Source organism: Streptomyces javensis (genome assembly GCF_039525925.1).
Classification (GTDB): Bacteria; Actinomycetota; Actinomycetes; order Streptomycetales; family Streptomycetaceae; genus Streptomyces; species Streptomyces asiaticus.
Genome location: NZ_BAAAIF010000090.1, coordinates 15,388 through 35,817, shown reverse-complemented (window position 1 = coordinate 35,817; position 20,430 = coordinate 15,388). Strand labels below are relative to the sequence as shown.

The following is a 20,430-nucleotide window of genomic DNA, read 5'->3' as shown; positions in this document are numbered from 1 at the left end:
ATATCCCGCTCCGCGGGATATGCCCCGGCAAGCCGGGGCATAGTGACGGCTCCGCTGATGCTCCGCCAAATTCCCGCGCAAGCGCGGGAATTGAATTCCGCAAGCGGAATTCTAAAAGCGTGTCAATTCGCGCAAGCGCGAATTGACACGCACCCGCGCAAGCGCGGGTGCCGAGGCTGGCAGCAAGGGGAGGTGCATCACGCTCGCGCCTGTGTAGGGCTTGGAATTTCTAGCCACCACCCCCCGCAACGGATGTGACGGGCCATCGGCTTGACGGGGTGCCGGTCCCACCGAAGAGACGGGCTCCGCTGCGCTCCACCCGAACCCCTCCCCCACCCTCGAACCTGCCCCGGCACGTTCATCAATACCGCGCCAGCATACACCACAACCCGCCGCATCGGGACGAGATTCAGCCATGTATCACCCTGGGGCGGGAACATGGTGCGTGAGTGATGCATCACAGAGCTTGGCTGTGTAGAGTCTGGGATCAGACACCACATCCCCCGGCCACCCTCACCGTGCCGGACTTTCATTTCAGATTGCGTGCCACCTTCCGCAAAAAGGAGAACACGGGAATGGCCGTGAAACTGCGTGACCATCAGATCGAGGCCGTTGCCGCCATTGTGCGCGGTCTCGATATCCCGCCGGGCGGCATTCCCGTTAATGGCCTGCGCGGGCAGGTACACGCCGCATGCGGAACGGGAAAGACCATCATCGCGGCCGCATCGGCAAAGCGCCTTGTCCTCAAGGGCCGCATTCTCGTGCTGGTGCCGACGCTGGACCTGCTGACCCAGACCGTCCAGGCGTGGCGCGCGGCCGGGCACACGGGGCCGGCGGTTGCGGTGTGCTCGCTCCAGGACGACCCGGAGTTGTGGAACCTGAAGGTGCGCGCCACCACGAACCCGGTGCAGCTGGCTCTGTGGCACGGCCAGGGGCCTGTGACCATCTTCGGGACGTACGCCAGCCTCGGTGTCCTGGCGGAGGCGTTCGAGGGCGCCTACGGCCAGCAGCTGGCCCCGATGGACCTGACGGTGGTGGATGAGGCCCACCGGACTTCGGGTTCGATGGGTAAGGCGTGGGCCGACGTCCACAACCAGGGCATCATCCCGTCACACCGCCGGCTGTACCTGACGGCCACGCCGCGGATCTGGGAGGAGCGGCTGAACCGCGAGATCGCCGAGGGGGTGCGCGACCCGCTGCCGCGCGAAATGGCGGCCTCCATGGACGACGAGAAGGTCTTCGGGCCCGTCCTGTACAAGCTCTCGCTCGCGTCGGCCGTGTCGCGCGGGTTGCTGGCGCGGTACCAGATCATCGTCCTGGAGCTCCAGGACCCGGTCGTCACGCCCGAGCGGCTGATGGGCGAGGACCGGCACACCGAGGAGGTCCGCGGGCAGCGCCTCGGGGCGCTCCAGGCCGCGCTCCTGCACACGATGACGCAGCACGGGCTCCAGACCTGCATCACCTTCCACCACCGGACGATAGAGGCACAGGCGTACGCGGAGGGCCTGGAGCGCGTCGCGGCGAAGCTCCACGCCAACGAGCCGGAGAAGTACCCCGCTCGGATCTGGGCGGACTGGCTGTGCGGCGAGCACGTCCCCGAGCGCCGGCGGGAAGTGCTCGCCGGGTTCGGGACCACCACGCGGCGCGCTGTCCTGTCGAACTGCCGTGTCCTGGGTGAGGGCGTCGACATCCGGGCGGTGGACTCCGTGGCCCTGCTGGACCCCAAGGGTGCGCCGCACGACATCGTCCAGGCCATCGGCCGGGCGCTGCGTCAGAAGCCGGGACAAGGCAAGCTCGCCTCTTTGATCGTGCCGGTATTTCTCCAGCCCGGGGAAAAGCCGGAGGACATGTTCACCTCGGGATCGTATCGGCCTTTGGTGAAGGTATTGGAGGGTCTGCGGGCTCACGACGAAGAGGCCGTCGAATTGCTCGCGATCCCGCAGGAGCCTCAGAAGGACGTGGCGCAGCCGTCCGAGTACATCGGTCCGCCGCCCGAGGATGGTGAGGAAGAATCTCGTCTTCTGCTGCGTTTTGCGGCTCCGCGTGATCCGGTGATGGTCGCGGACTGGGTCAGCTTCAACGTGATCGACACGGAGAAGCAGGACTGGGCTCGCGGATGGGCGGCGCTCAAGAAGTTCGCGGAGCGTGAGCTCCACGCCCGGGTTCCGTACGGGCACAAGGAGGGCGCCTACCCCCTTGGGCAGTGGGTCGCGGAGCAGCGACGGGCCTACGGGGCGGGACAGATGAGCGGCCTGCGCGCTCGGCGGCTGGAGAAGCTGGGCATGGTCTGGAGCCTGGCGGATGAGCGGTTCCAGGAGAACCTGGAGGCCGCGAAGGCGTACTACGAGCAGCACTGGACGCTGTGTGCGCCCCGGTCGGCGACGATGTTGGACCGGCCGGTGGGGCAGTGGCTGTCCAACCTTCGGCGGCCTGGTGCGCTGGAGGGCCACCCGGAGTGGAAGGCCGCGCTGGAGGCCGTGGACGAGGACTGGAACCCCGAGTGGCCGGCGGAGTGGCAGCGGCACTACGCCGCGCTGCGTGAGCTGGTGGCCGACGAAAAGGGCCAGGCGGAAGTCCTGCCGGGGTTCACGGTCCACGGCATGGACATCGGGAAGTGGCTGGCCCGGCAGCGCAAGCCCGAGGTGTGGGAGGCCCTGACGGACGGGCAACGCGAGCGCCTGGAGCAGCTCGGCATCGTGCCGCTGGCCCCGAAGCCGGAGGAGCCCACGAAGCCGTCCACGGCGCCTGTGAGCGCCTTCGAGCGGGGCGTTGCGGCCCTGGCGCAGTACAAGGCCCGCGAGGGCTCTGTGAAGGTCCCCAGGGCCCAGGTAGAACGCCTGGAGGACGGGACGGAGGTGAAGCTCGGGGTGTTCCTGTCCAACACCAAAAGCAGGCGGGCCAAGCTCACCCCCGACAAACTCCAGCAGCTCGCCGACCTCGGACTCGACTGGGTCGGTGCGTAGCCCCTTCGGAAGATGCGGGGGCCTTCCCAAGGTATGGTCCCCCGCACCGCGATCCCGTGCGAAATATCAGCGGTTTTGGGGCGACTGAGTCCGTACCCTGGACGTCCGAGAGTTTCAATTCATGCCAGGTGAGGACAAGTTGAGCGAAGAAGGCGTTGTCGTCGTAGCGACGTCCGTTGGGGTTGCGACGATCGACGAAGTGCCCGGCCTGATGCAGAAGATCAGGCCGGACTGGCAGGCAAAGAACTTGATCGAGAGGGTGCGCCGCATCCTGCCTGTCGATCCGAGCAGTGCCTGTCAGCGTCTGTTCAACGCCGCAGTCCGGGACCTCAAGGACAAGATCCTGATCGTGGGCGTTGGCATCGCCGGCGAGGCCGCCAGGGCGGCGAACCCGAAGCTCCCGCCTATCCAGAACGCTGAGGACGTTGAGCACTACACGACCTCCAACTTGATCAAACTCGCCTACCGCATCGGGCTTCTCAGCCGCGCCGAGTGGCGCAAGATGACACGGGTATACGACATCCGCAAGGACCTGGAGCACGAGGACTCCGAGTACGAAGCAGCCTTCGAAGATGTCGTGTACACCTTCGCGACATGCATCGACGCCGTGTTGTCGAAGGACCCGATCACGTTGATCGAGGTGCACGAGGTCAAGCAGATCATCGAGGCCTCCGGCCCCATCACGCTGGACACCCGCCTTCTGACCGACTTCGAACATGCCCCGGACCAACGACAGCAGGAGATCGTCCAAGTCCTGGTGAGTACGGCTCTGAGCGACTCAGAAGCCGATGTCGTCCGTGAGAACGCCTACCTGGTGCTCCAGGAGCTGCGCGAACTCATACGAAACGGTGTGCGCCTGGCTGTCGCCAAGATCCTGCTGGACCGGCTCGGGCGTACCTCGCTGGATGAGCTCACCGTACGTGTAGCCCACGCCGCTGGGCTGCTGCCCTACCTCCACAAGGGGCAGCGGAAGGACTTCTTCGCGAAGCAGCTCGCCAAGCTCAGCGACATCGGCCACCACTGGAAGCAGCACGAGGCCCACGGCCCCGCGCTGCGACTGTTCGAGGAGTTCGGCGGTCTCACTGAGGTTCCGGACGACATCAAGCCCGGGATCGTGAAGTGGATGGTGCGCTGCTACATCGGCGAGCCCGGTGGATACGGCGCCGGGATCAACCGGAAGGTCTTCTACAGCAACCGGGCCGCACCCATCATCAAGGAGCTGTTTCTCAACAGCCGCAGCGACATCCAGAAGATCGTTGAGGATCTCCAGTCCGATAAGGACATTCGCCGCTCCTGTGAGAACGAGCATGTAAACCGCCGTTTCCAGGACCTGCTCGACATCGTCAGCAGCTGATTGAGGCCCACGCCCCGGCCGCCGCCCGCCGGGGAGGACCGAGGAGTCCTAGAGTCGCCCTTCCCGTCAGTCAGCGCTGGGGCGTTCGCGCCCCTACGCGCTGAAGTGTCTGTCGGCCGCTGGGGTGGACTGGGCTGCGGTGGCCGAGAGTGAGGACTCGGCGGCGGGCTCCGGCTCCGGCTCGTCGACCACCGGCGCGGCCTCGACGGCCGTGAGTACAGCCTCCGCCTCTGCGACTACGGCCTCCTCCGTCGCGGGCGCGGCCTCGGAGGTCACGACCGTGGCCTGGGAAACAGCGACGGCGCGGCGGTCGCGGTAGTCCTTCAAAACCTTCCACCCAGCCACCGGCACGCCGACGGCAAGGGCACCGAGAACGAAGGCTCGCCGCTGGCCTAGCCGCCGCCCGAGCTGGACGTAGGCCGCCCGTAGGGCATCAGGGCCTCCTAGCTTGCGTGCCTCCGCGCTGAGTTCCGAGTAATCCCACACCGCGCTCCCCCTCACCTTTCGCTGCTGTCCAGTAACGGCCTGATCATCCCAGGGGCCAAGCTGACGCGGAGGCGGATCAGGACAACCGGCCCAACAGTGAATGCATACGGCTCGCAGTCCTGGTGACTGATGCATGAAAATTCGGAAAGTTCCGCCATATCTCCCCCAACGAGATGGCGCCCCAACGGGAACGAGCCGACGGGGTGACGACGATCGGCGGAGTCGACACGCCCTGTTCCGTCACGCGTCGCGCTGATGCCGGAGACGATGACGACTGGCTACCCGGCGGTTGCCGCACGAGCGCGCCGGGAGGGGTATCGCGGCGATGCGGGCGCTCTGTCAGTGGTGCCTGCTTTCCTGCTGTCCTATCAGGTACGCCGCGGCTTACAGCGGATCGCTAGGAGATGCGATTCATGCCATTCACTGCGCTACATCCCGACTTAGGCCGTCTAGACGCCACTCTTCCCGACCTCGGAGGCGGCCTGCAGTGGAGCCAGGTCCACAAGGTCCGTCCACGTGTCCCCCTCGCCTGCCCCGAGTGCGCCTGGGGTCTGCATCCCAAAGTCTCCCGGTACGGCGTACGGTTCTTCTGCCACGATCCGGGGCGGCCGCCGTCATGCGAGCTGTCGAACGAGTCGTGGGAACACCACATGCTCAAGCTGGAAATGGCGGCCGCGATCCGAGCAGCAGGGTGGTACGCCACGTTGGAGGTACCGGCCGAGGACGGCTCCTGGCGCGCGGACGTCATGGCGTCCTCCGTGGACGGCACTCAGCGTATGGCCTGGGAGGCGCAGCTGTCGCCGATCACCTTGGACGACATCGCTGCCCGCACCAACCGCTACGTCGGCGAAGGCATCCGGGTGTGCTGGGTGTCTCCGCATGAACAAACGCCGCAGTGGATCAGCACGGTCCCGGCAATCCGGGTTCGTCCTCCAAAAGAGCGGGATCAGGATTGGATCGTGGACGATGGCCTCGCCGGATTCGACTTTGCCGCCGGCGGCTGGGTGTTCCGTGAGGCGCCACTGTCCCAGTTCGTGCGCTGGGCGCTGCATGGGCAGCTTGTCCCGACACCGGTCTTGCCGCGGTATCGGCGGGTGTACCGCGTCATCGACGGCAAGCGGCGGCGGTTTCGGCGGAGTCAGTGGTGGACGTCGCTGCAGCCGGTCGGCGACCAGAAGAAGCACGAGGCGATGCGGCAGCGGCAGGAGGCTGCGAAGGCCGAGCGTGAGGCCCGCGAAGAGGAGGCGGAACGCCGTCGGCGGGCGCTGGAGGAGCAGGAGCGGGCCCGCAGGGCTGAGGAGGCTGAGCGTCTGCGCAAGCAGCAGGAGGAGGCGTCCCGCCCGCGCTGGGAGGAGATCCATCGACAGTGGGCGGAGGAGGCTGCGCTCCGGGCGAGGGAAAAAGCGGAAGAGGAGGCGCGGCTCGCCCGGGAACAGGCCGAACGGGAGGAAATTCAGCGGCAGGTGTTGGTGACGGCGAGGGCGTGGTGGAGTCGACTGTCGTCGCAGCAGAAGACCGAACTGTTCACCGCGGTCGCTGAGTATGCCTGGCGCGAGTCGAGTCTGCGGGTGGAGGTTCCGCAGACTCCGGTGATGTCATCGGAGTACGCCTACGGAGTGCCGGTGTACTCGCTGGGGCGGCGCCGGATTCTGTACGGAGTAGTACGGCCCTGCCCCAGCCTGGTCGCTTCCTCACCCGGAATGCAGCGCTTGCACGCCTTGGCCAGAAGTGCCCAGGAGGCCCGGGAACTGGTTGCAGTGATGGCCGGGGGCCGGGTCACGAACCTCGACCTGCCCGAGCACGAGCAGCTGACCATGTGCTGAGATCCAACGGCTTGTCCGGACCGGCCGGTGAAGCCGAGCGCCCCTACATCCGGTCGAGACCGAGCATCCGGTTCACGGCCTGCCGGACGGTGAGGCCGCCCTGGTCCTGCTGCGGGAGGGCCGCCGGTGGGGAAGCCGCAGCAAGCTCAGCGGTGAGGACCTCGATGCGCTGGCCTGGGGCGGCCTGAGCCGCGACGCGGCTGCGCTCGCGCTCGGAGGCAACGAAGAAGACCAGAGAGGCCAGGCGGCGGCGCAGCGCGGGGAGGCGGCTGGCCACGGGGCAGATGACCGCATGCGGCTTTCCGCGCACGTACACGGGCACTCCCATGGCGAACTCGGGGCTGCCCTCGCGGGCGACGTTGGGGTAGGTGCCAGCCTCGTGGTAGACGAACTCCACCACCCGTTTGACCAGGGCCTTCTGGCGTTGGAGGAGGGCCTCGATCGCCGCCAGGTGCTCCTGTTCGGCTGCCTGCCGCGCCTTGTGTTGTCGCTGCTGGACGGCCAGCAGGCGTTCAACGATCTGGTACTTGCGGATGTGCGCCTGGAGCTGCTTCTCTTCCAGCTCGAAGTAATGCCGGGTGATCCATCGCCACTTGCCCCTGGTGTCCCAGCCCACGCGCAGACGGTGCGGGCGGGTGGCGTTCGTGCAGATGGCGGCGATGAAGCGTTCCAGCGGGAAGGGCGCGGCCGGCTCCCATGTGCCGTGGCCTTCGCACGGTAGGGGCCCTTCGACGCCCGCGCCGCAGTCCTCGCATTCGCACAAGTCGCAGACCGTCCGGTCTTCGCACCACTTCGGCTCGAAGCGGGCGGCCCCGGCGGTGACCTGGACGGGACCGCCGTCGTCGGGCCGGGCAATCCTGACGGAGGGAACGTTGTCCAGCCACGGGACCGTCTTGCGGTCGGTGAACCAGCACACCTCGACACCGGCCTCTGAGTACCCGGCGGTGCGGGCCTCGATGTCGGTGACCGAGATGGAGGCCATCTGTGCCTCCAGAGCCACCCGGCGGCTGCCGTCGGGCGAGATGGCCATCACGTCCGCACGCCAGGAACCGTCCGGGGCAGCGACCTCGTACTCGGCACTCCAGCCCGCCGCGCGGGCGTGGTGGGCAAGGTCCAGCTTGAGCAGATGGTGGGCCATGCCCTCGCCGGCGGCCCTAGCTTCGCAGCGGGGTGCCTTGTTGGCGTGCCGCAGAAACCACAGGTCGTACGCGCCGTGGGTCTTGTGGACCAGGTGGAGGCGCCAGTCGCACTCGTAGCAGGTCAGCGGTGCGGGCCGCTTGGTCTTGTAGATGCTCTCCCGGTCCTGGCCGCAGCCGAGGTCGGCTTGGGTGACGTCGATGCGTCCCCACTCTCCGTGGATCCCGACGAACACCATCGCTCTCTCCTCCACTCGGTGACGGAGCCTTGTCCGCAGCGGACGGTAGGAACCGGGTCTGACATGGCATCCCCCGGTCAGAGCAACCTGATACGCCGGATGGGTCAGGGCGATCCCTCCCCAGCCGTACGAGCCGGTGCTTCGTTGACGGCGCCGGGCCCCACGGGGGCCGCCCGTCTTGCGGTTGCTGTAGCTGATTCGGCACCGACTGTCAGAGGTGCGGTCTAGGCTGCGGCCATGGCTGTCTGCGAGGGGGAGGGCATTGGTAGAGCTTGATCCGCAGCGCTTTTTCAGTAGCCAGCAGCGCCAGGTCTTGTACTCGCTCGCCGGGGGGCGTTGTGAGCTTTGTGGCGAAGAGCTGGTTGGCGGCTGGAACGCCGATCACCGCATCCCTTGGATCGCTGGTGGTCCGACGACCGTCGAGAACGGGCAGGCCCTGTGCGCAGGGTGCAACAGCAAGAAGGGGCGGGAGATGCAGTTTCAGGACACGTTCAAGCCGCGGCCGTTTCAGGCGGATGTGGTCACCCAGGTCATCGACGGTATCGAGTCGGGCCGTGACCGGACGGTTGTCCTTGCGTCGCCAGGTTCAGGAAAGACACTGGCGTACTTGTCACTGGCTACTCGCCTGTTCCGTGAGGGCCGCATCGACCACATCGCGGTGTTTGTGCCTCGTGTCACGCTGGCGCAGCAGTGTGAGATCGGGTGGCAACATCTCACTCCTGACAAGAGGTCAGAAGGCCTGTGCAAGCTGTTCGAGCAGCCGCGGTTCGGCAAGATCTGGCACCGCACGAACGAGGTCCCGCTCACCGAGGGGAAGGGGACCGGATTCGTTGCTACCTATAGTGCTCTGGCAACCAGCGAGTCGATCTTCCTGGAGTGGGCTGCCAAGCACCAGGGACGCTTCTTGCTGATCGCTGACGAGGCCCAGTTCTGCGGCGACTCCAGGGACAACGACGGCGGCGGTACGCGTGCCGGCACACTTATCCAAAAGCTCCACGGGTTCGCGCTGCACACTCTGCTTCTGACCGGTACGCCCTACCGGGCGGATAACGCGCCGCTGGTACTGGCCGACTACGCCGAGCCGCGGCCTGATGACCCGAAAGGCCTCAGGCCCTTGGTCAAGCACGCCGAGGCCACGTACGCCGACGGTATCGCCGAAAACTACCTGCGCACCTTCGAGATGCACCTGACGGAGGCGCGTGTGTCGCGTCGCACCCTGGGCGATCCTACAGACCGAAACAGCGGCGACACGCTCCTGACGTACAACCTGTCGGACGACGGGGATGGCCTGGCCGAGGTCTTGCGTGATCCCAAGACCTGGGAGCCGTTGGTAGAGCAGGTCGTCGCCAAGGTGCGCGACAAGCAGAAGTTCAATCCCGAGTACCGTGGGCTGATCTCGTGCATGGGGCAGAGCGAAGCCAAGAAGGTGCAGAAGTACCTTCAAAGCCGCCACCCAGGTCTGCGAGTCGGGATCGCCGTCTCCTCCGACACGGACGCACCCCGCGCCTTGGCGGAGTTCCGCTCCCTACCGATGGACATCCTCGTGACCGTGCGGATGGCGTTCATCGGCTACGACTGCCCGCAGATCAGCGTCGTCGGAATCCTCACTCACTACCGCGACACCGGCCATCTCATGCAGCTGGTCGGGCGAGGACTGCGAGTCTGGAGCGGCATGCCGGCCCGGGAACAGTCATGCCTGATCATCGCCCCGGACGACCCGAAGATGAAGGACTTCCTCGAGCACCTGCGCGGCCAGCGGGAGGAAGGCCTGCGCCGCGTCAAGGAACGTGAGGCCGCTGAGGAGTCGACTGACACCGCTGAGGAACGCCAGCTCGCCTTGTCCTTCGTGGAATCGGCCGTGGCCACAACCACTCGCGCCGCGAGCAACGACACCGACGTCGAATCTGACGAGCTGATGCTCATCGAGTCGATCAAGGTGGAGGTGGACTCGGCTGAGGATGCGACCAAGCTCGCAAGATTCCTGGACCTGTACGGCATCCGGGCGAAAAGGGCTGAGGACGTACCGGGCCCGCGAGGTGACTCAGACAACGAGGTCTTCGTCGAGGTGCCCCAGCCTCCGCGTACCGACAAGGAGATCATGGAGGACCTCAGGAGCAGGACCACGACCGCCATCACCCGATATCTTCACGCCTGCGGCGTGGCACCCGGGTCCCCCGGCTACCAGGACGCTGTCCAGAAGGCCACGTTCAGAGTGAACGAAGCAGCTGGCTACACCGCGAAGACGGCCAACACTGTCGATCGCGCCGAAAAGCGGCTGAAGGCCGCACTAGCCCTGAAATAGGAGGGCCGTATGAGCGTACGCATAGAGTCGAACTCGCAGCTCACCCCGGAACAGGAGCGTGTCTACCGGCTCCGCAACGCTGCGGAGCGCGACGGCGGAACGCCCGGCGGCTTTCTTGAGTTGCTTGCTGCCGTCGTGGCTGACGGCACGTGGCGCCAGATCCCCTCAGGGATCAATTCCTCTGCCCCGTTCTCCTCCTTCGCGGAGTTCATCGAGGCCAAGCCGCCGTTCGGCCTTGGACAGCGGGTACAGGACGTACACGTGCTGCTGCAGATGCGCCATCCGCACGAAACGGTCGCTGAGATCCGGGCGAAGATGGACGCCATGCGCGCCGAGGTCCGCCGACTCCTAGCGGAAGACGGCGTCACCAGCTACTCCGAGCAGCAGCGGGACCGTGACATACAAGCCTGGACGGCCCTCGACAAGGCTGGCAGCTGGTGGCTGGCCTTCTTCGTGGCCTGCCAGGTACGTCCAGCGAATGCAGGGACGGCGGAAGCACCGAAGCACGGAGGCGTGCCCAAGATCTCCGCTGCCGAGTTCGCCCGGCGCGCAGGTACGTCTCCTGAACGCATCCTGCGCTACTACAAGGCGTGGGAGGCAGCACATGCAGCCGGTGCCGTAACGGTAAGTGCAACCCACCTGTATCCCGGACATGAGCCCGTTGAGCTCCCCCCTGCCGAGGACTGGACGCTGTACTACACGAGCCGCCGCAGCGCCTCGTCCGACCGGGGTGCCCTCATCAGTGCAGCCGCTGAAGCAGAGGGAATCCGACCGACCAAGGCACTGGAAGTCGCTGAGAACCCCACGGCGCTACGCGCGGCGATCATGGCCGACCCCAAGACGGCAGAGGCCGCTCGCAATGCGCTCAAAGCCCTCACCGCCGAGGAACGCCGCGAGGAACACCTTTCCTATGTCCGGCAAGCATCTGAAGAAGGGAAGGCACAAGCCCCTTCCGGACAGGTGATCGAGCTGCCGGAACAGATAAGGAACGAAGTCACCGCGCACCTGGCGGAAGTCACCGACGACACATCTGACCCCGAAGCGGTATCCAGCACCTACGAAGCAGTGCAAGAGCTGGTCGCCAAGGTCGTCGAAGCGGATCCGCATCTGCGTGCGAGCGAGCAACGAGTGCGGTTCCAGAGAGCACTCAAGGCGACCCGCAAGAACATCTCCTCCATCGACCCAACGGACTTGCCAGCCCTCGTCGATGACGACCTACGCCAGGAGATCACCTCCCTGCAGGAACTCGTCAACGCCCTGGTGGCAAGCATCACCAGCCGCAGCTAGGCACAGCCTCACGTGTCAGGCGCGGCTAACCGGGCTCTGCGTCGCTCCGGGCCCCGGGGATGTTTTCATTCCCGGGGCCCGCGGTGTGTCCAGACGTGGGTCAGATCTCCCCGGCCGCTGTGGCGGTGAGCCAGTCGGCGGCTTCGGCGTGAGCGGGTCGAGGTCGTTGAGCTTCATGTCAGGCCCCGCTCTCCAACGCGTACAGCTCGTAGGGGACGGGTCCGGTCTCGGAGTCCCGGTCGGCCGTGCCGATGCGGGTGAACCCGGCTTTGGCCAGGACGCGGCCGGAGGCGGGGTTGTCGGGGTGGTGCATGGCCTCCAGCCGGTTGAGGCCGGCGGTGGTGAAGGCGACGGTGACGACCTGGTGGGCGGCGTGGGTGGCATAGCCGTTGCCCCAGCTGTCTTCCCGGAGGATGTAGCTGATGGTGCCCATGGCCGGGGTGCGTCGGCGCAGGGAGATCAGGCCGATCAGGTCGTTCTCGGCGAGGATGCCCCAGCTCCACTGCACGCGAGGGGATTCCCGGGAGCCGCGCCGGTCGCTCAGGACTTGGATGGCGGTGGGCTCGCCGGTCTGGCCGGTGAGGAGGGCGACGGCTTCGCCGGGGGGAGCAGGTGTTGTGCCCATGTGCGGATCTCCGTCCACTCGGTGGGGATGTGCGCGAACACGTCGCGGCCGTCGTCGTCGCGCGGCGAGCGCGGCGGCCAGGTCGGGGGTCGCGCTCAGGAAGCGTGGTCGCGGCGACGGACGGCTGCCCTCACGGGGAGGAACGAGGCGGGGGCCGCCGGGACCCGGTGGCCAGCCGCGGTGACTTCCTCTTCTCCCGCGTAGAACTTGCCGAACATCACCCCGACCGGCCCGTAGAGGTTCCTCAGCACCCAGTGCGGCCAGGCCATCAGGTCACGGTGCCGGGCACCGGGTACGTCGCCCAACAGGACGATGTTCTCGCACGGGGCGCTGCGCTGGTGCGGCCGATCGACACCAGCCTCGCCTCGCTCAAGACACCGTCCGCGAAGGCCCTCGCCGATGCCGCGCTGAGCATGGACTCGCTCCAGTGGCAGCAGAACTTCCTGCCCTGACCGGCACCGTCTCCGGTGAGGCCCCCGGCGTGGCTGGGGCCTCTTGCTGTTCGGCCGGGTGCCGAGCGGCGTCTGACGCTGCTGCGTCCGGGTGAGCGAGGGGCCGCGACAGCGGACTCCGGGCACGCGGCCCCTCTAGCGTGCGGCCATGGAACACACCCCGATGCCCGAGCCGATGCGCCGCGCGGTCAACCAGCTGGTGTACGAAGCGGTCGAGCGCTGCCAGGAGGTCATGAGCTACGCGGCCTCGGACGTCGCCAGGGACTGGAAGCGGATGACGCTGTACCGGGCCGCGGACGCGGCGGACACCATGAACAGCGTGGCCATGCTGATCGCCGCGTACTGCGAGCAGGTCGGCGTGGCCCCGGAGACTCTCAACGGCTACCTCCAGATCAGCCAGCAGCAGAGCCGGGCCGACGGACCGCAGGAGGACGACCGGGCGCACCTGGGGGCCTGCTCGGTCAGGCAGCACCCGCTGGCAGCAGCGAGCCCGGGTCGGTGCGGATGCTGTACGGCCGCGGGCAGCGCCAGGTGCAGGCTGCGCAGCAGCCCGAGGGCCATCCGGAGGTGCTGTTCACGATGGCATGCCTGCACGGGCTGCGGGCCCGGCTGTGCGAAGACCTCAGCTGGCTGGATCGCTTCCCGCCGGAGGTGGCTGCGATGGCCCGCCGGGTCGCCGAATGCCTCGAAGTGCCGGAGCCGGCCACCACGTGATGCCAGGGTCCGCGCTGTCGTTGGACAGCGCGGCTGCATGCCGGGCCCCGGGGCGTCATGGCTGGTCTTCCCGGAGCCGTGGCGTCTTGTGGGTCGAGGTCTACCCTTCGTCGGCCAGGGCCTTGGTGAACAGCTCTTCGGAGTCCAGCGAACGGAGGAGAGGGCCGAGAAGCCTGCGGGTCACCGTGCCCGGTGCGTCACGCAGCTCCGCCAGGGTGGCGCCTGTCGTCTCCTCGTAGGTGTCGGCGCTGTACTTATGGTTGCTGGGGAAGAGCGACTGTTGTGTGTGCCTTCGGCGGCCGCGGAGCCGGTTGGCTCCGACCGCCACCGCCCAGTTCCCGTGGTAGCCCACGTCGTCGGAGACCAGGCGCACCAGTTCCAGCATGTGCCGGGTGAGGATAACGGCGCCGGCGTCGAAAAGGACCTGCTCCTCCTCGTTCCGCGACCCGCTGCGGAGGCCGTCGGAGAGACGGGTCATGAATAGGCGCAGCCCGCCGTCCTCGAAGAGCTGGACTTCGATCACGTCTTCGTCGCCATAGCTGCCGTCTGCGGCGTACGTGCGGTCGGACTTGAGGTTTGCGGAGCTGAGAGCCACTCCCCTGGCGCGCCTGTGTCCTTGGTGAGCGTGGCTCAGATCGGGACTGAATCCCTCGTCCTCGAGCGCTGCCCGCAGGCTCTGGTTCTCGTGGACGCGGCGGATCAGGGTGTGCAGGCGCATGTTCCAGTCCTGTACACCGGTGATGGACAGACACATGTCCCGTCGTCCGGCGGTGGGCTGGGCGACCAGGAAGAGGTGGGACTGGGCTCCGACGTCGCGCAGCGGGTCTTCGTCCATCTCCTTGCGCAGTAGGGCGAGGGTGTCGGCCTCGGTGTTGCGCCGCCGCGCGTGCAGACTGACGACTTCGGCGTCGCCCATCTGGTACTTCGTCTTGTCGCCGCGGCCGAAGTAGCGGTTGTCGACCATGTGCGGTGCGACGGGGCTGGCAGGGATGTGCACGATGAGATAGCCGGTCCCGTCGTCGGCCGCAGCCCTGATCTCCTCGGTGAGGATGGTCAGCGGCGGGTCCGGAATCGTCCGTGCCACCTGCTCGATTTTCTCCGGCAGCCCGTTCAGGGGCTGGGGGGCGAGTACAAAGGTGCGGCTCTCCTTGTTCTCCTGCACGCCGATGATCAGGGTGCCGCCGTCGACGGCGAACGAGGAAAGATCTCGCGCGAGTTCCTTGTTGTCGCCCTTGCTGTTCGGGGCCTTCTTCAGGTCCAGGTGATGGCTCTCCTCGAACAGGCCGCCGTCGACAGCGGCCTGGAGGTCGGCCTCGGTCTTCGGCACCCACCTGGGGTTGTCGGAGGAAAGGTAGATCGATGTCACTGTGCGGTCCCGCTTCCCTTGATCCAAGGCCCGGCACGGGCCGTAGCCCAAGCGGCTGAGCGCCAAGGGTACGGAGAGAGACCGACAGTCGAGCGCTCGTCTACTTCGGGCCAGGATCGCGCAGTCTTCTCTCCCGGAGTCCGTGGCCCACCCGACCGGGTCGGTCCTCCCTCGCCGCGGGAGGGCAGGCGTTGCGGCGGCTCGGCGCGGACTGCTCGCCCGTCCGGCCGGGCGGGCCTTACGTATGCCCCTTGGTGCGACACATCTGGCCATACCCCGGGCAAGCAGGCGGTGTCCGGCGCGTTGTGCTGGGGCGCACAGCTCAAACCACCAGCTCAACGCTGCCAAACCGGCTTCACTAGCTGAGGGTGCGGCGGGCGGTGGCTCGGGGGCTGGTGCCTGGGGAGTGGTGCTCTGGACGTCGGTGAGGACGTCGGGGTCGGCGGCCGGTGCCGGGGCGGGGAGGACGGGCGCGGGTTCGGATTCAGGGAGAAGCGCTCAGCACCAGCGCTCCGTTGTCGTCCCTCCGAGTCTCCCTGAGTTCGAGATGCCCGGATGAGTAGACCAGGGCACCACCGCGGTACAGCTTGTACTGGATCCAGGTGCTCCGTTCCATATCGCACCGCTGCTGCGGATCGGCATCGGGCAACGTCAGTTCCACGAGCCCGCAGCCGTCGCGGAGAACACCTTGGGACGTGATGCTCCCGGTGATGGTCAGTGAGGTGGTGGAGCCAATGATCTCGACGGTGTCACCGTGTATCGGGTGGGGCCCGGGAAACGAGGTCATGCCTGCGCCCCGCGAGTGGCAGTTCGGCGATCGGCTGCCACGTGATGTGCGCGCCGTCGTGCCACTGCTCGACCAGGTACAGCCGGTCCACGAGCACGGTCTGGGACAAGGGCTGCTCGATGGCGGCCAGCGCGGCCTTGAGGGTGACCGCGTCGAGGTCCTCAGCGCCGTCCGCGGCGTAGGCGAGGGACATGTGGGGGTAGCGACTCGGTGCGGCTTTGAAAGCGGCTCCTGTGCGGGTCATCACCTGGGTGAGGGTATCCACGATCGCGGCGAAGGGACGTCCGGGCCATCCGCTGATCTCCACCGCGAAATTGCCCACGGCGGGCCAGTCGAACGTCAACCTGAAGGGTCGTACCGTCTGCGTGCAGCTTCCGACATCCTTGAGCAGCGCGTCCGTGTCGACGTCGCTGCTGCTCAGTCCGACGGCGTGCAGGAGGGTGCAGTGCATCCACCTCGTCGGCACGCTCTGCAACCCCGGCCGAGCAAGTCCCGTGTACGGCGTAGCGAGAGCGTTGGCCTCCTCCGAAGACGGCAGGACGTGCCAGTGCAGATCGCGGCGGTCTGTTGGCCAGAAGCGCCCCACCCACTCAAAGAAGTTGTCCATCTGCGCCTTCCTGTCGCCTGGTATCTGGCCCATCCTCTCGGTGCCGCGCAGCTTGGCGCTATGCCCCTTGGCAGTGCTGTGCTCAGGGAGTGTCGCCCGACCAGTCGAAGTGGTTCGGGTCGCCGGGACGCGGGTCGTACAGCGAGCGACCACCGGGAAACTGCCCGAGCTCGGTGGGCAGTGCGGCGCCGGTGTCGATCTCATCGGTCGTCCAGCCGGTGACGTCCAGGAACAGCCCGTCCAGCGGCCCGCCGGTCAGTTCGACGTAGGTATGCCCCGGCCGCGGGCCGGAGTCAGGGTCGTCGTGGTCGCGACCGTAGACCCTGCCGCACAGCAGCTGCTCATCATCGCCGTTCATCCGTTCAGCGTTCCAGCCGCCACCGACAGCGCGGGCTTGTCCCTGGCGCGGCTTGCCCGCGCCGCCGGTTGGGGCTTGCCCGGGTCAGGTCCGGAAGCGGGAGAACCAGCTCATGGCCTTCTGTGCGGCGGCTTGTTCCTCCGACTCCTGGCGCAGGCGCTCCTGTTCCTGGCGCTCGCGTTCGTCGGCTTCGGCCTGCTGCTCGACTGCGACGGCCCGACTCTGGCAGTCCTCGCACAGACGCGGGTGCGACTGGCGCGGCAGGCTCCAGTCGCGCCGGTCGACGGCCTTCCACCGGTCGTCGCTGAACTTGCGGCTGCAATCCGCACATACCGGCCGCCGCGCCTCGCGGGCCGCGGCTTCCTGCTCCGCGCGGCGCCGTTCCCGCTCGCGCTCAGCTGCGCGTTGACGAGCGAGGGCAGCGTCCTGGCGGGGGTTGCTGATCGCCTCCAGCAGAGGCTGCCGTCCTTGACGGCCGAACCGCCAGAACGCGGGGCCGGTCGGGCCATGCTCGCGCAGCCAGGGCAGCGTCGTCGCGACGATCGGGATACAGCCGGGGTAACGGTGGTAGCCGCCGTACCCGTCGTACCGTTGGCCCTCCCAGTGACGGCGGGTGAGGTCGGCGACCTTCTTCATCTGCCCCAGGGCGGGGCGCTTGCCAACCTGGTGGAAGACGAGCAGGACCGGCGGGTGCACTTGGTCGTACCACCACGGGGCGGACACATCCCAGCGGGTGCGCCACAGCGGCTTCTCGATGCCGTCGGTGTCCTTCTCCTTGCGTTTGAAGAACCGGGCGTACTTGTCGAACTTCGCGGCGATGAGGACGGCGTCCTCGGTGCAGTTGTCGACCTCGATGAACAGCAGCGGCACGTCGGCTTCCGGGGCGGTGAGGACGACGTCGGGGCGGGCGCTGCCGATTGCGGGGTTCTTCCAGGTGCCCTTCACCGGGAGCGCGACCTCGGTGGCGTAGGAGGCGAGGGTGCCGATCCCGTCCGGAGCACGGGCGGCGGCCTGTGCGGCGGCGACTGCTTCGGGCGGCTCACCCGTGACCAGGTCCAGGTTCGGCTTCGGGCGGATCAGGGCGATGACTGTCTCGTTCACCGTCATCGGGTGGGAGGCCCCGGAGCTTCCCGCGCCCTTGGGCATGCCGCCCATCTCTTCCGGCTCGCGGCCCAGCTCGAGTCCGGCGGCCGCCAGTCCGGCAGCGGTGAGGATGCGGACCTCTTCCCCTCGCTTGGTGCGGCCGCCGTCCAGGAGCTGGCCCTGGCGGCGAAGGTCGTTCGCCGCGGCCCGGTGGGAAGCGGTGCGGGCTTCCTTCTGCTTGGCCGCCGTCGGCTTGGTCGTGTGCCGGTAGGTCAGGTGCGGCAAGCACAGCCGTTGGATCTGGTCGGCCGTGGCGACCTTGAGCACTCCGAGGACGCGCAGCACGTCGCCGCGCAGGTCGTTACTCGATCCCGCCTCGTTCGCCTTGCGCTTGCTGGCCATCAGGCTCGCCCTCCCGTCGTCCGCGACCGGCCAGCGGCCGGGCGCCGGCCCCCGGCCATGGAGGGGACCGGGCCCCCGGACCCGATGCTCTCCCCCACCACCGACATCCAACTCAAGGACAAGGGGAGAGAAGAGGGTTGTGACGATCCAGCGCGGGCCCGGAAACCTGTGGTGACAAGGGGAAATCCCGTGTGCACGGGTGCCGGGCACGGAAGTGGCTTCGGCAGTGGGAACGCAAGCGCCGGCGGCAGGGCCTCACCAAGGCTTGGCCAACAGCCGACGCGCCGGGCGCGGCCGGGCCGGACGGTGAGGTGGCGGCGGGCCGGGCTCCAGGATCGCGGACGGGCGCCGCGGCGGGAAGGGGCGGGTCGGTCGGGTGCAGGCACGGTGTCCTCGGATTCTCCGGCCTGATGGCCGGGCCGTCGGTTGTCCGGCCCGCACACCGGTCTGCGTACGGGCCGAGCCCACCGTGAGGAAGCACCCCTTGTCCGCGGTCTGACGGTCACCGCCGAGGGATGTCCGATTTCGCCTTGACCGCCCCTGGTCCGGACGGGTCTGTCCGTGACCGACGTCACGGGCCGCGCCCCGCCCCGAAGCACGGCCTCTGCCCACAGGCCCAGACCCGAACCGTAGGGCGATCGGCCGGGCCGGCACGCACCCGGCCAACGAGCAGGTAGGAATGCGTCACGGAGACGACGTCGCCGAAGGCCCAGCTCGCCCCGGAGCAGATCCGGCGGGCCGCTGCGGTGTCACCAGTGCGCATCATGGTGCGCACCAGTGCAGTGCGCGATGAACGGCACTCCCCCGCCAGCGGTGCGCATTCGGCGCGGTTCGCTCCCGCCCCGGCGCGCACAATGCTGTGCGTTCCCTCCCGGCGGTGCGCATCGTGGTGCGGGATGCGCACCGCGCCACGCACCGCTTCACTCAGCGTGAATGGCTCGAGGGCGGGGACGGGCGGAAGAGTTCTCCCCTTGATGCGCAGCATCGTGCACGCATAAGGAGATGATGCGAGCGGTAGCGAACGTGGTCTAGGAAGAACGTCGCCGATTGCGCACCTCTCCTCAAGGTGCGCAATCGGCCTCGCCAACCCTGCGCAGCGTCACTGTGAGTGCGCGCGTCGCGGTGCGGTGCGCATCGCCGGAAGGCATCGTCATGCGCACCGGTGCGGCGGTCGGGAGTGAACGCCATCGCCGGTGCGCGCACCGGTGCGCAGGATGAAGTTCATCGTGGCGCGCCTCGGTGCGCGCGATGTGCTTCGTCGTCGGACGCGCTGCGCACCGCGTCGTTCGGTTCATCCCCGGCGTCGCCCGTGGTAGCGCGGGGGCTGCCACGGCGGGTTCGGCTTGCCGCTGGGGTACTGCCGCGTGCGGCGACGGCGGGGCGGCGGCTTCGGGGGCGGGTAGAGCGCCGCTCGCAGCCGGATCGCGTCGGTGATTCGCTGGAGCTGCTCCAGGCGCTCCGGCGAGAGGTACAGCGGGGCGGGGTCAGCCATGCGGGCCTCCGTGCTCGGGTGTTGGTCCTGTGCACCCTGCCCTCTCTCCGTCACCTCCAGGACGTGCGCGTCGGCCGCGTCCCGGCAGGTGCTCCGGCGGCTTCGTCACCCCTCCCGCGAGACGGGGCCCCGCCGCCAGCCCGGCGTACCGGGCGGCGCACGCGCTGACGCCCACGGGCGGGTCCATGGGGCGTCAGCGTGTGGCGTCGGTCAGCTCTGCTGCATGGCCTTGAGGTCGCGCAGCGTCAGCTCGTTCCTGCCGCGGTCGGCCGCGCTGCTCTCGGTCCAGGCGAGGATCGCGGGGTGCGCCTGCTCATACGGGGCGCCGGCGGCGGTGTTCTGTCCATCGGAGTCGGCGACCTGGGTGAGGTAGGCGGCCAGGGCGTGGGGGCCGCCGCCGCTGTACCCGAGGTTGTAGCCGAGGGCGTTGCGCTGCGGCAGGATCGACAGGAGCCCCTTCTCCGTCCGGGCCCAGAACAGGCCGCGGCCGGTGATGAAGGAGCTGAAAGTGTCGTCAGGACGCAGGTCGAGCGGAGCGTACGTCTGGTAGGTCCACTGGTCCGTGCCTCCCTCGCCGCGGCGTTTGAAGTGCTCGCCGACGACGGGCAGCCCGAACTCGGGGTCGTAGAAAGCCCGGCGGCACACACACCCCGAGCCGCCGACGGCCGACGGGCTGTCCTTGTCCTCCGTGACGCACGGGTGGAACAGAGCCGGGATCTGCGCCCGCTCCACGAGCGTGCAGTGCATCGCGTTCGGCTCGCAGCGCACCAGCCTGCTCAGCCACTCCTGAAAGTGGGGTGTCCGGGTCTGGGACGCCTCGATGGACACCCCGGCGTTCAGCGATCCCGAGGCGACGCCGAGGCGTGCCTCGGTGTAGAGGACGAAGTGCAGGTAGCCCTTGGTCGGATCGGTCAGGTTCAAGTCGACTGGCTCGAAGGTCAACGTAGCGCTCCA

The 20,430-nt window shown here is 67.9% G+C and carries 20 protein-coding genes; 7 read left to right on the top strand and 13 right to left on the bottom strand.

The window, feature by feature from the left end; translation table 11 throughout:
- The first annotated feature begins 575 nt into the window (after window positions 1-575).
- Complete coding sequence (locus ABD329_RS42930) at window positions 576-2,963, top strand: DEAD/DEAH box helicase (protein ID WP_198278409.1); 2,388 nt, start codon at window positions 576-578, stop codon at window positions 2,961-2,963.
- A gap of 121 nt (window positions 2,964-3,084) precedes the next feature.
- Window positions 3,085-4,317 (top strand): hypothetical protein, encoded by a 1,233-nt coding sequence (locus ABD329_RS42925; protein ID WP_344317877.1) that lies wholly within the window; start codon window positions 3,085-3,087, stop codon window positions 4,315-4,317.
- 93 nt (window positions 4,318-4,410) lie between these two features.
- Here ABD329_RS42925 and ABD329_RS42920 read toward each other — a convergent pair whose 3' ends face one another.
- Window positions 4,411-4,644, bottom strand: a complete 234-nt coding sequence (locus ABD329_RS42920) for a hypothetical protein (protein ID WP_344317876.1) — start codon at window positions 4,642-4,644, stop codon at window positions 4,411-4,413.
- A 563-nt stretch (window positions 4,645-5,207) separates the two neighbouring features.
- Between ABD329_RS42920 and ABD329_RS42915 the strand changes: the two genes are divergently transcribed.
- Window positions 5,208-6,626 (top strand): competence protein CoiA family protein, encoded by a 1,419-nt coding sequence (locus ABD329_RS42915; protein ID WP_306420137.1) that lies wholly within the window; start codon window positions 5,208-5,210, stop codon window positions 6,624-6,626.
- Between the two features lie 43 nt (window positions 6,627-6,669).
- Here ABD329_RS42915 and ABD329_RS42910 read toward each other — a convergent pair whose 3' ends face one another.
- Window positions 6,670-8,001 (bottom strand): competence protein CoiA family protein, encoded by a 1,332-nt coding sequence (locus ABD329_RS42910; RefSeq protein ID WP_198278406.1) that lies wholly within the window; start codon window positions 7,999-8,001, stop codon window positions 6,670-6,672.
- Window positions 8,002-8,263: 262 nt separating this feature from the next.
- Between ABD329_RS42910 and ABD329_RS42905 the strand changes: the two genes are divergently transcribed.
- Window positions 8,264-10,303, top strand: a complete 2,040-nt coding sequence (locus ABD329_RS42905) for a DEAD/DEAH box helicase family protein (protein ID WP_198278405.1) — start codon at window positions 8,264-8,266, stop codon at window positions 10,301-10,303.
- Between the two features lie 9 nt (window positions 10,304-10,312).
- Window positions 10,313-11,590, top strand: coding sequence for a hypothetical protein (locus ABD329_RS42900; RefSeq protein WP_198278404.1), 1,278 nt, complete (start codon window positions 10,313-10,315; stop codon window positions 11,588-11,590).
- A gap of 178 nt (window positions 11,591-11,768) precedes the next feature.
- Here ABD329_RS42900 and ABD329_RS42895 read toward each other — a convergent pair whose 3' ends face one another.
- Window positions 11,769-12,215, bottom strand: a complete 447-nt coding sequence (locus ABD329_RS42895; protein WP_198278403.1) for a GNAT family N-acetyltransferase — start codon at window positions 12,213-12,215, stop codon at window positions 11,769-11,771.
- 95 nt (window positions 12,216-12,310) lie between these two features.
- Window positions 12,311-12,484: a hypothetical protein gene (locus tag ABD329_RS42890; protein ID WP_246618628.1), complete on the bottom strand. Its 174-nt coding sequence runs from the start codon at window positions 12,482-12,484 to the stop codon at window positions 12,311-12,313.
- Window positions 12,485-12,493: 9 nt separating this feature from the next.
- Between ABD329_RS42890 and ABD329_RS42885 the strand changes: the two genes are divergently transcribed.
- Window positions 12,494-12,667 (top strand): hypothetical protein, encoded by a 174-nt coding sequence (locus ABD329_RS42885; protein ID WP_246618627.1) that lies wholly within the window; start codon window positions 12,494-12,496, stop codon window positions 12,665-12,667.
- Between the two features lie 237 nt (window positions 12,668-12,904).
- Here ABD329_RS42885 and ABD329_RS42880 read toward each other — a convergent pair whose 3' ends face one another.
- Window positions 12,905-13,045: a hypothetical protein gene (locus ABD329_RS42880; protein ID WP_198278402.1), complete on the bottom strand. Its 141-nt coding sequence runs from the start codon at window positions 13,043-13,045 to the stop codon at window positions 12,905-12,907.
- A gap of 120 nt (window positions 13,046-13,165) precedes the next feature.
- On the opposite strand from ABD329_RS42880, the gene ABD329_RS42875 reads away from it, so the two are divergent.
- Window positions 13,166-13,381, top strand: a complete 216-nt coding sequence (locus ABD329_RS42875) for a hypothetical protein (RefSeq protein ID WP_198278401.1) — start codon at window positions 13,166-13,168, stop codon at window positions 13,379-13,381.
- Window positions 13,382-13,481: 100 nt separating this feature from the next.
- Here ABD329_RS42875 and ABD329_RS42870 read toward each other — a convergent pair whose 3' ends face one another.
- The 8 genes from ABD329_RS42870 to ABD329_RS42835 all read right to left on the bottom strand — a co-directional run bounded on the left by ABD329_RS42870 (window position 13,482) and on the right by ABD329_RS42835 (window position 20,418).
- The gene (locus ABD329_RS42870) at window positions 13,482-14,708 is read right to left on the bottom strand and encodes an AlbA family DNA-binding domain-containing protein (protein ID WP_198278400.1); all 1,227 of its coding nucleotides are present in this window, start codon (window positions 14,706-14,708) and stop codon (window positions 13,482-13,484) included.
- A 523-nt stretch (window positions 14,709-15,231) separates the two neighbouring features.
- Window positions 15,232-15,408 carry a hypothetical protein gene (locus tag ABD329_RS42865; protein ID WP_344317875.1) on the bottom strand — a complete coding sequence of 59 codons (177 nt, stop codon included), beginning with the start codon at window positions 15,406-15,408 and terminating at the stop codon, window positions 15,232-15,234.
- Window positions 15,409-15,496: 88 nt separating this feature from the next.
- The gene (locus ABD329_RS42860) at window positions 15,497-16,141 is read right to left on the bottom strand and encodes a 2'-5' RNA ligase family protein (protein ID WP_198277199.1); all 645 of its coding nucleotides are present in this window, start codon (window positions 16,139-16,141) and stop codon (window positions 15,497-15,499) included.
- An 82-nt stretch (window positions 16,142-16,223) separates the two neighbouring features.
- The gene (locus tag ABD329_RS42855) at window positions 16,224-16,499 is read right to left on the bottom strand and encodes a hypothetical protein (protein ID WP_198277200.1); all 276 of its coding nucleotides are present in this window, start codon (window positions 16,497-16,499) and stop codon (window positions 16,224-16,226) included.
- 84 nt (window positions 16,500-16,583) lie between these two features.
- On the bottom strand, window positions 16,584-17,984 hold the full coding sequence (locus tag ABD329_RS42850) for a replication-relaxation family protein (RefSeq protein WP_198277201.1): 1,401 nt from the start codon (window positions 17,982-17,984) through the stop codon (window positions 16,584-16,586).
- A 571-nt stretch (window positions 17,985-18,555) separates the two neighbouring features.
- On the bottom strand, window positions 18,556-18,969 hold the full coding sequence (locus ABD329_RS42845) for a hypothetical protein (protein ID WP_198277202.1): 414 nt from the start codon (window positions 18,967-18,969) through the stop codon (window positions 18,556-18,558).
- Between the two features lie 306 nt (window positions 18,970-19,275).
- Window positions 19,276-19,476, bottom strand: a complete 201-nt coding sequence (locus tag ABD329_RS42840) for a hypothetical protein (protein ID WP_198277203.1) — start codon at window positions 19,474-19,476, stop codon at window positions 19,276-19,278.
- Window positions 19,477-19,686: 210 nt separating this feature from the next.
- Window positions 19,687-20,418, bottom strand: coding sequence for a hypothetical protein (locus ABD329_RS42835; protein ID WP_198277204.1), 732 nt, complete (start codon window positions 20,416-20,418; stop codon window positions 19,687-19,689).
- Window positions 20,419-20,430: the final 12 nt, after the last annotated feature.

Coding starts and splice junctions, on each gene's coding strand:
- ABD329_RS42930 (WP_198278409.1), top strand. CDS start 576: ATGGCCGTGAAACTGCGTGACCATCAGATCGAGGCCGTTGCCGCCATT.
- ABD329_RS42925 (WP_344317877.1), top strand. CDS start 3,085: ATGCCAGGTGAGGACAAGTTGAGCGAAGAAGGCGTTGTCGTCGTAGCG.
- ABD329_RS42915 (WP_306420137.1), top strand. CDS start 5,208: ATGCGATTCATGCCATTCACTGCGCTACATCCCGACTTAGGCCGTCTA.
- ABD329_RS42910 (WP_198278406.1), bottom strand. CDS start 8,001: ATGGTGTTCGTCGGGATCCACGGAGAGTGGGGACGCATCGACGTCACC.
- ABD329_RS42900 (WP_198278404.1), top strand. CDS start 10,313: ATGAGCGTACGCATAGAGTCGAACTCGCAGCTCACCCCGGAACAGGAG.
- ABD329_RS42895 (WP_198278403.1), bottom strand. CDS start 12,215: ATGGGCACAACACCTGCTCCCCCCGGCGAAGCCGTCGCCCTCCTCACC.
- ABD329_RS42890 (WP_246618628.1), bottom strand. CDS start 12,484: ATGGCCTGGCCGCACTGGGTGCTGAGGAACCTCTACGGGCCGGTCGGG.
- ABD329_RS42860 (WP_198277199.1), bottom strand. CDS start 16,141: ATGGACAACTTCTTTGAGTGGGTGGGGCGCTTCTGGCCAACAGACCGC.
- ABD329_RS42855 (WP_198277200.1), bottom strand. CDS start 16,499: ATGAACGGCGATGATGAGCAGCTGCTGTGCGGCAGGGTCTACGGTCGC.
- ABD329_RS42850 (WP_198277201.1), bottom strand. CDS start 17,984: ATGGCCAGCAAGCGCAAGGCGAACGAGGCGGGATCGAGTAACGACCTG.
- ABD329_RS42845 (WP_198277202.1), bottom strand. CDS start 18,969: ATGCTGCGCATCAAGGGGAGAACTCTTCCGCCCGTCCCCGCCCTCGAG.
- ABD329_RS42840 (WP_198277203.1), bottom strand. CDS start 19,476: ATGGCTGACCCCGCCCCGCTGTACCTCTCGCCGGAGCGCCTGGAGCAG.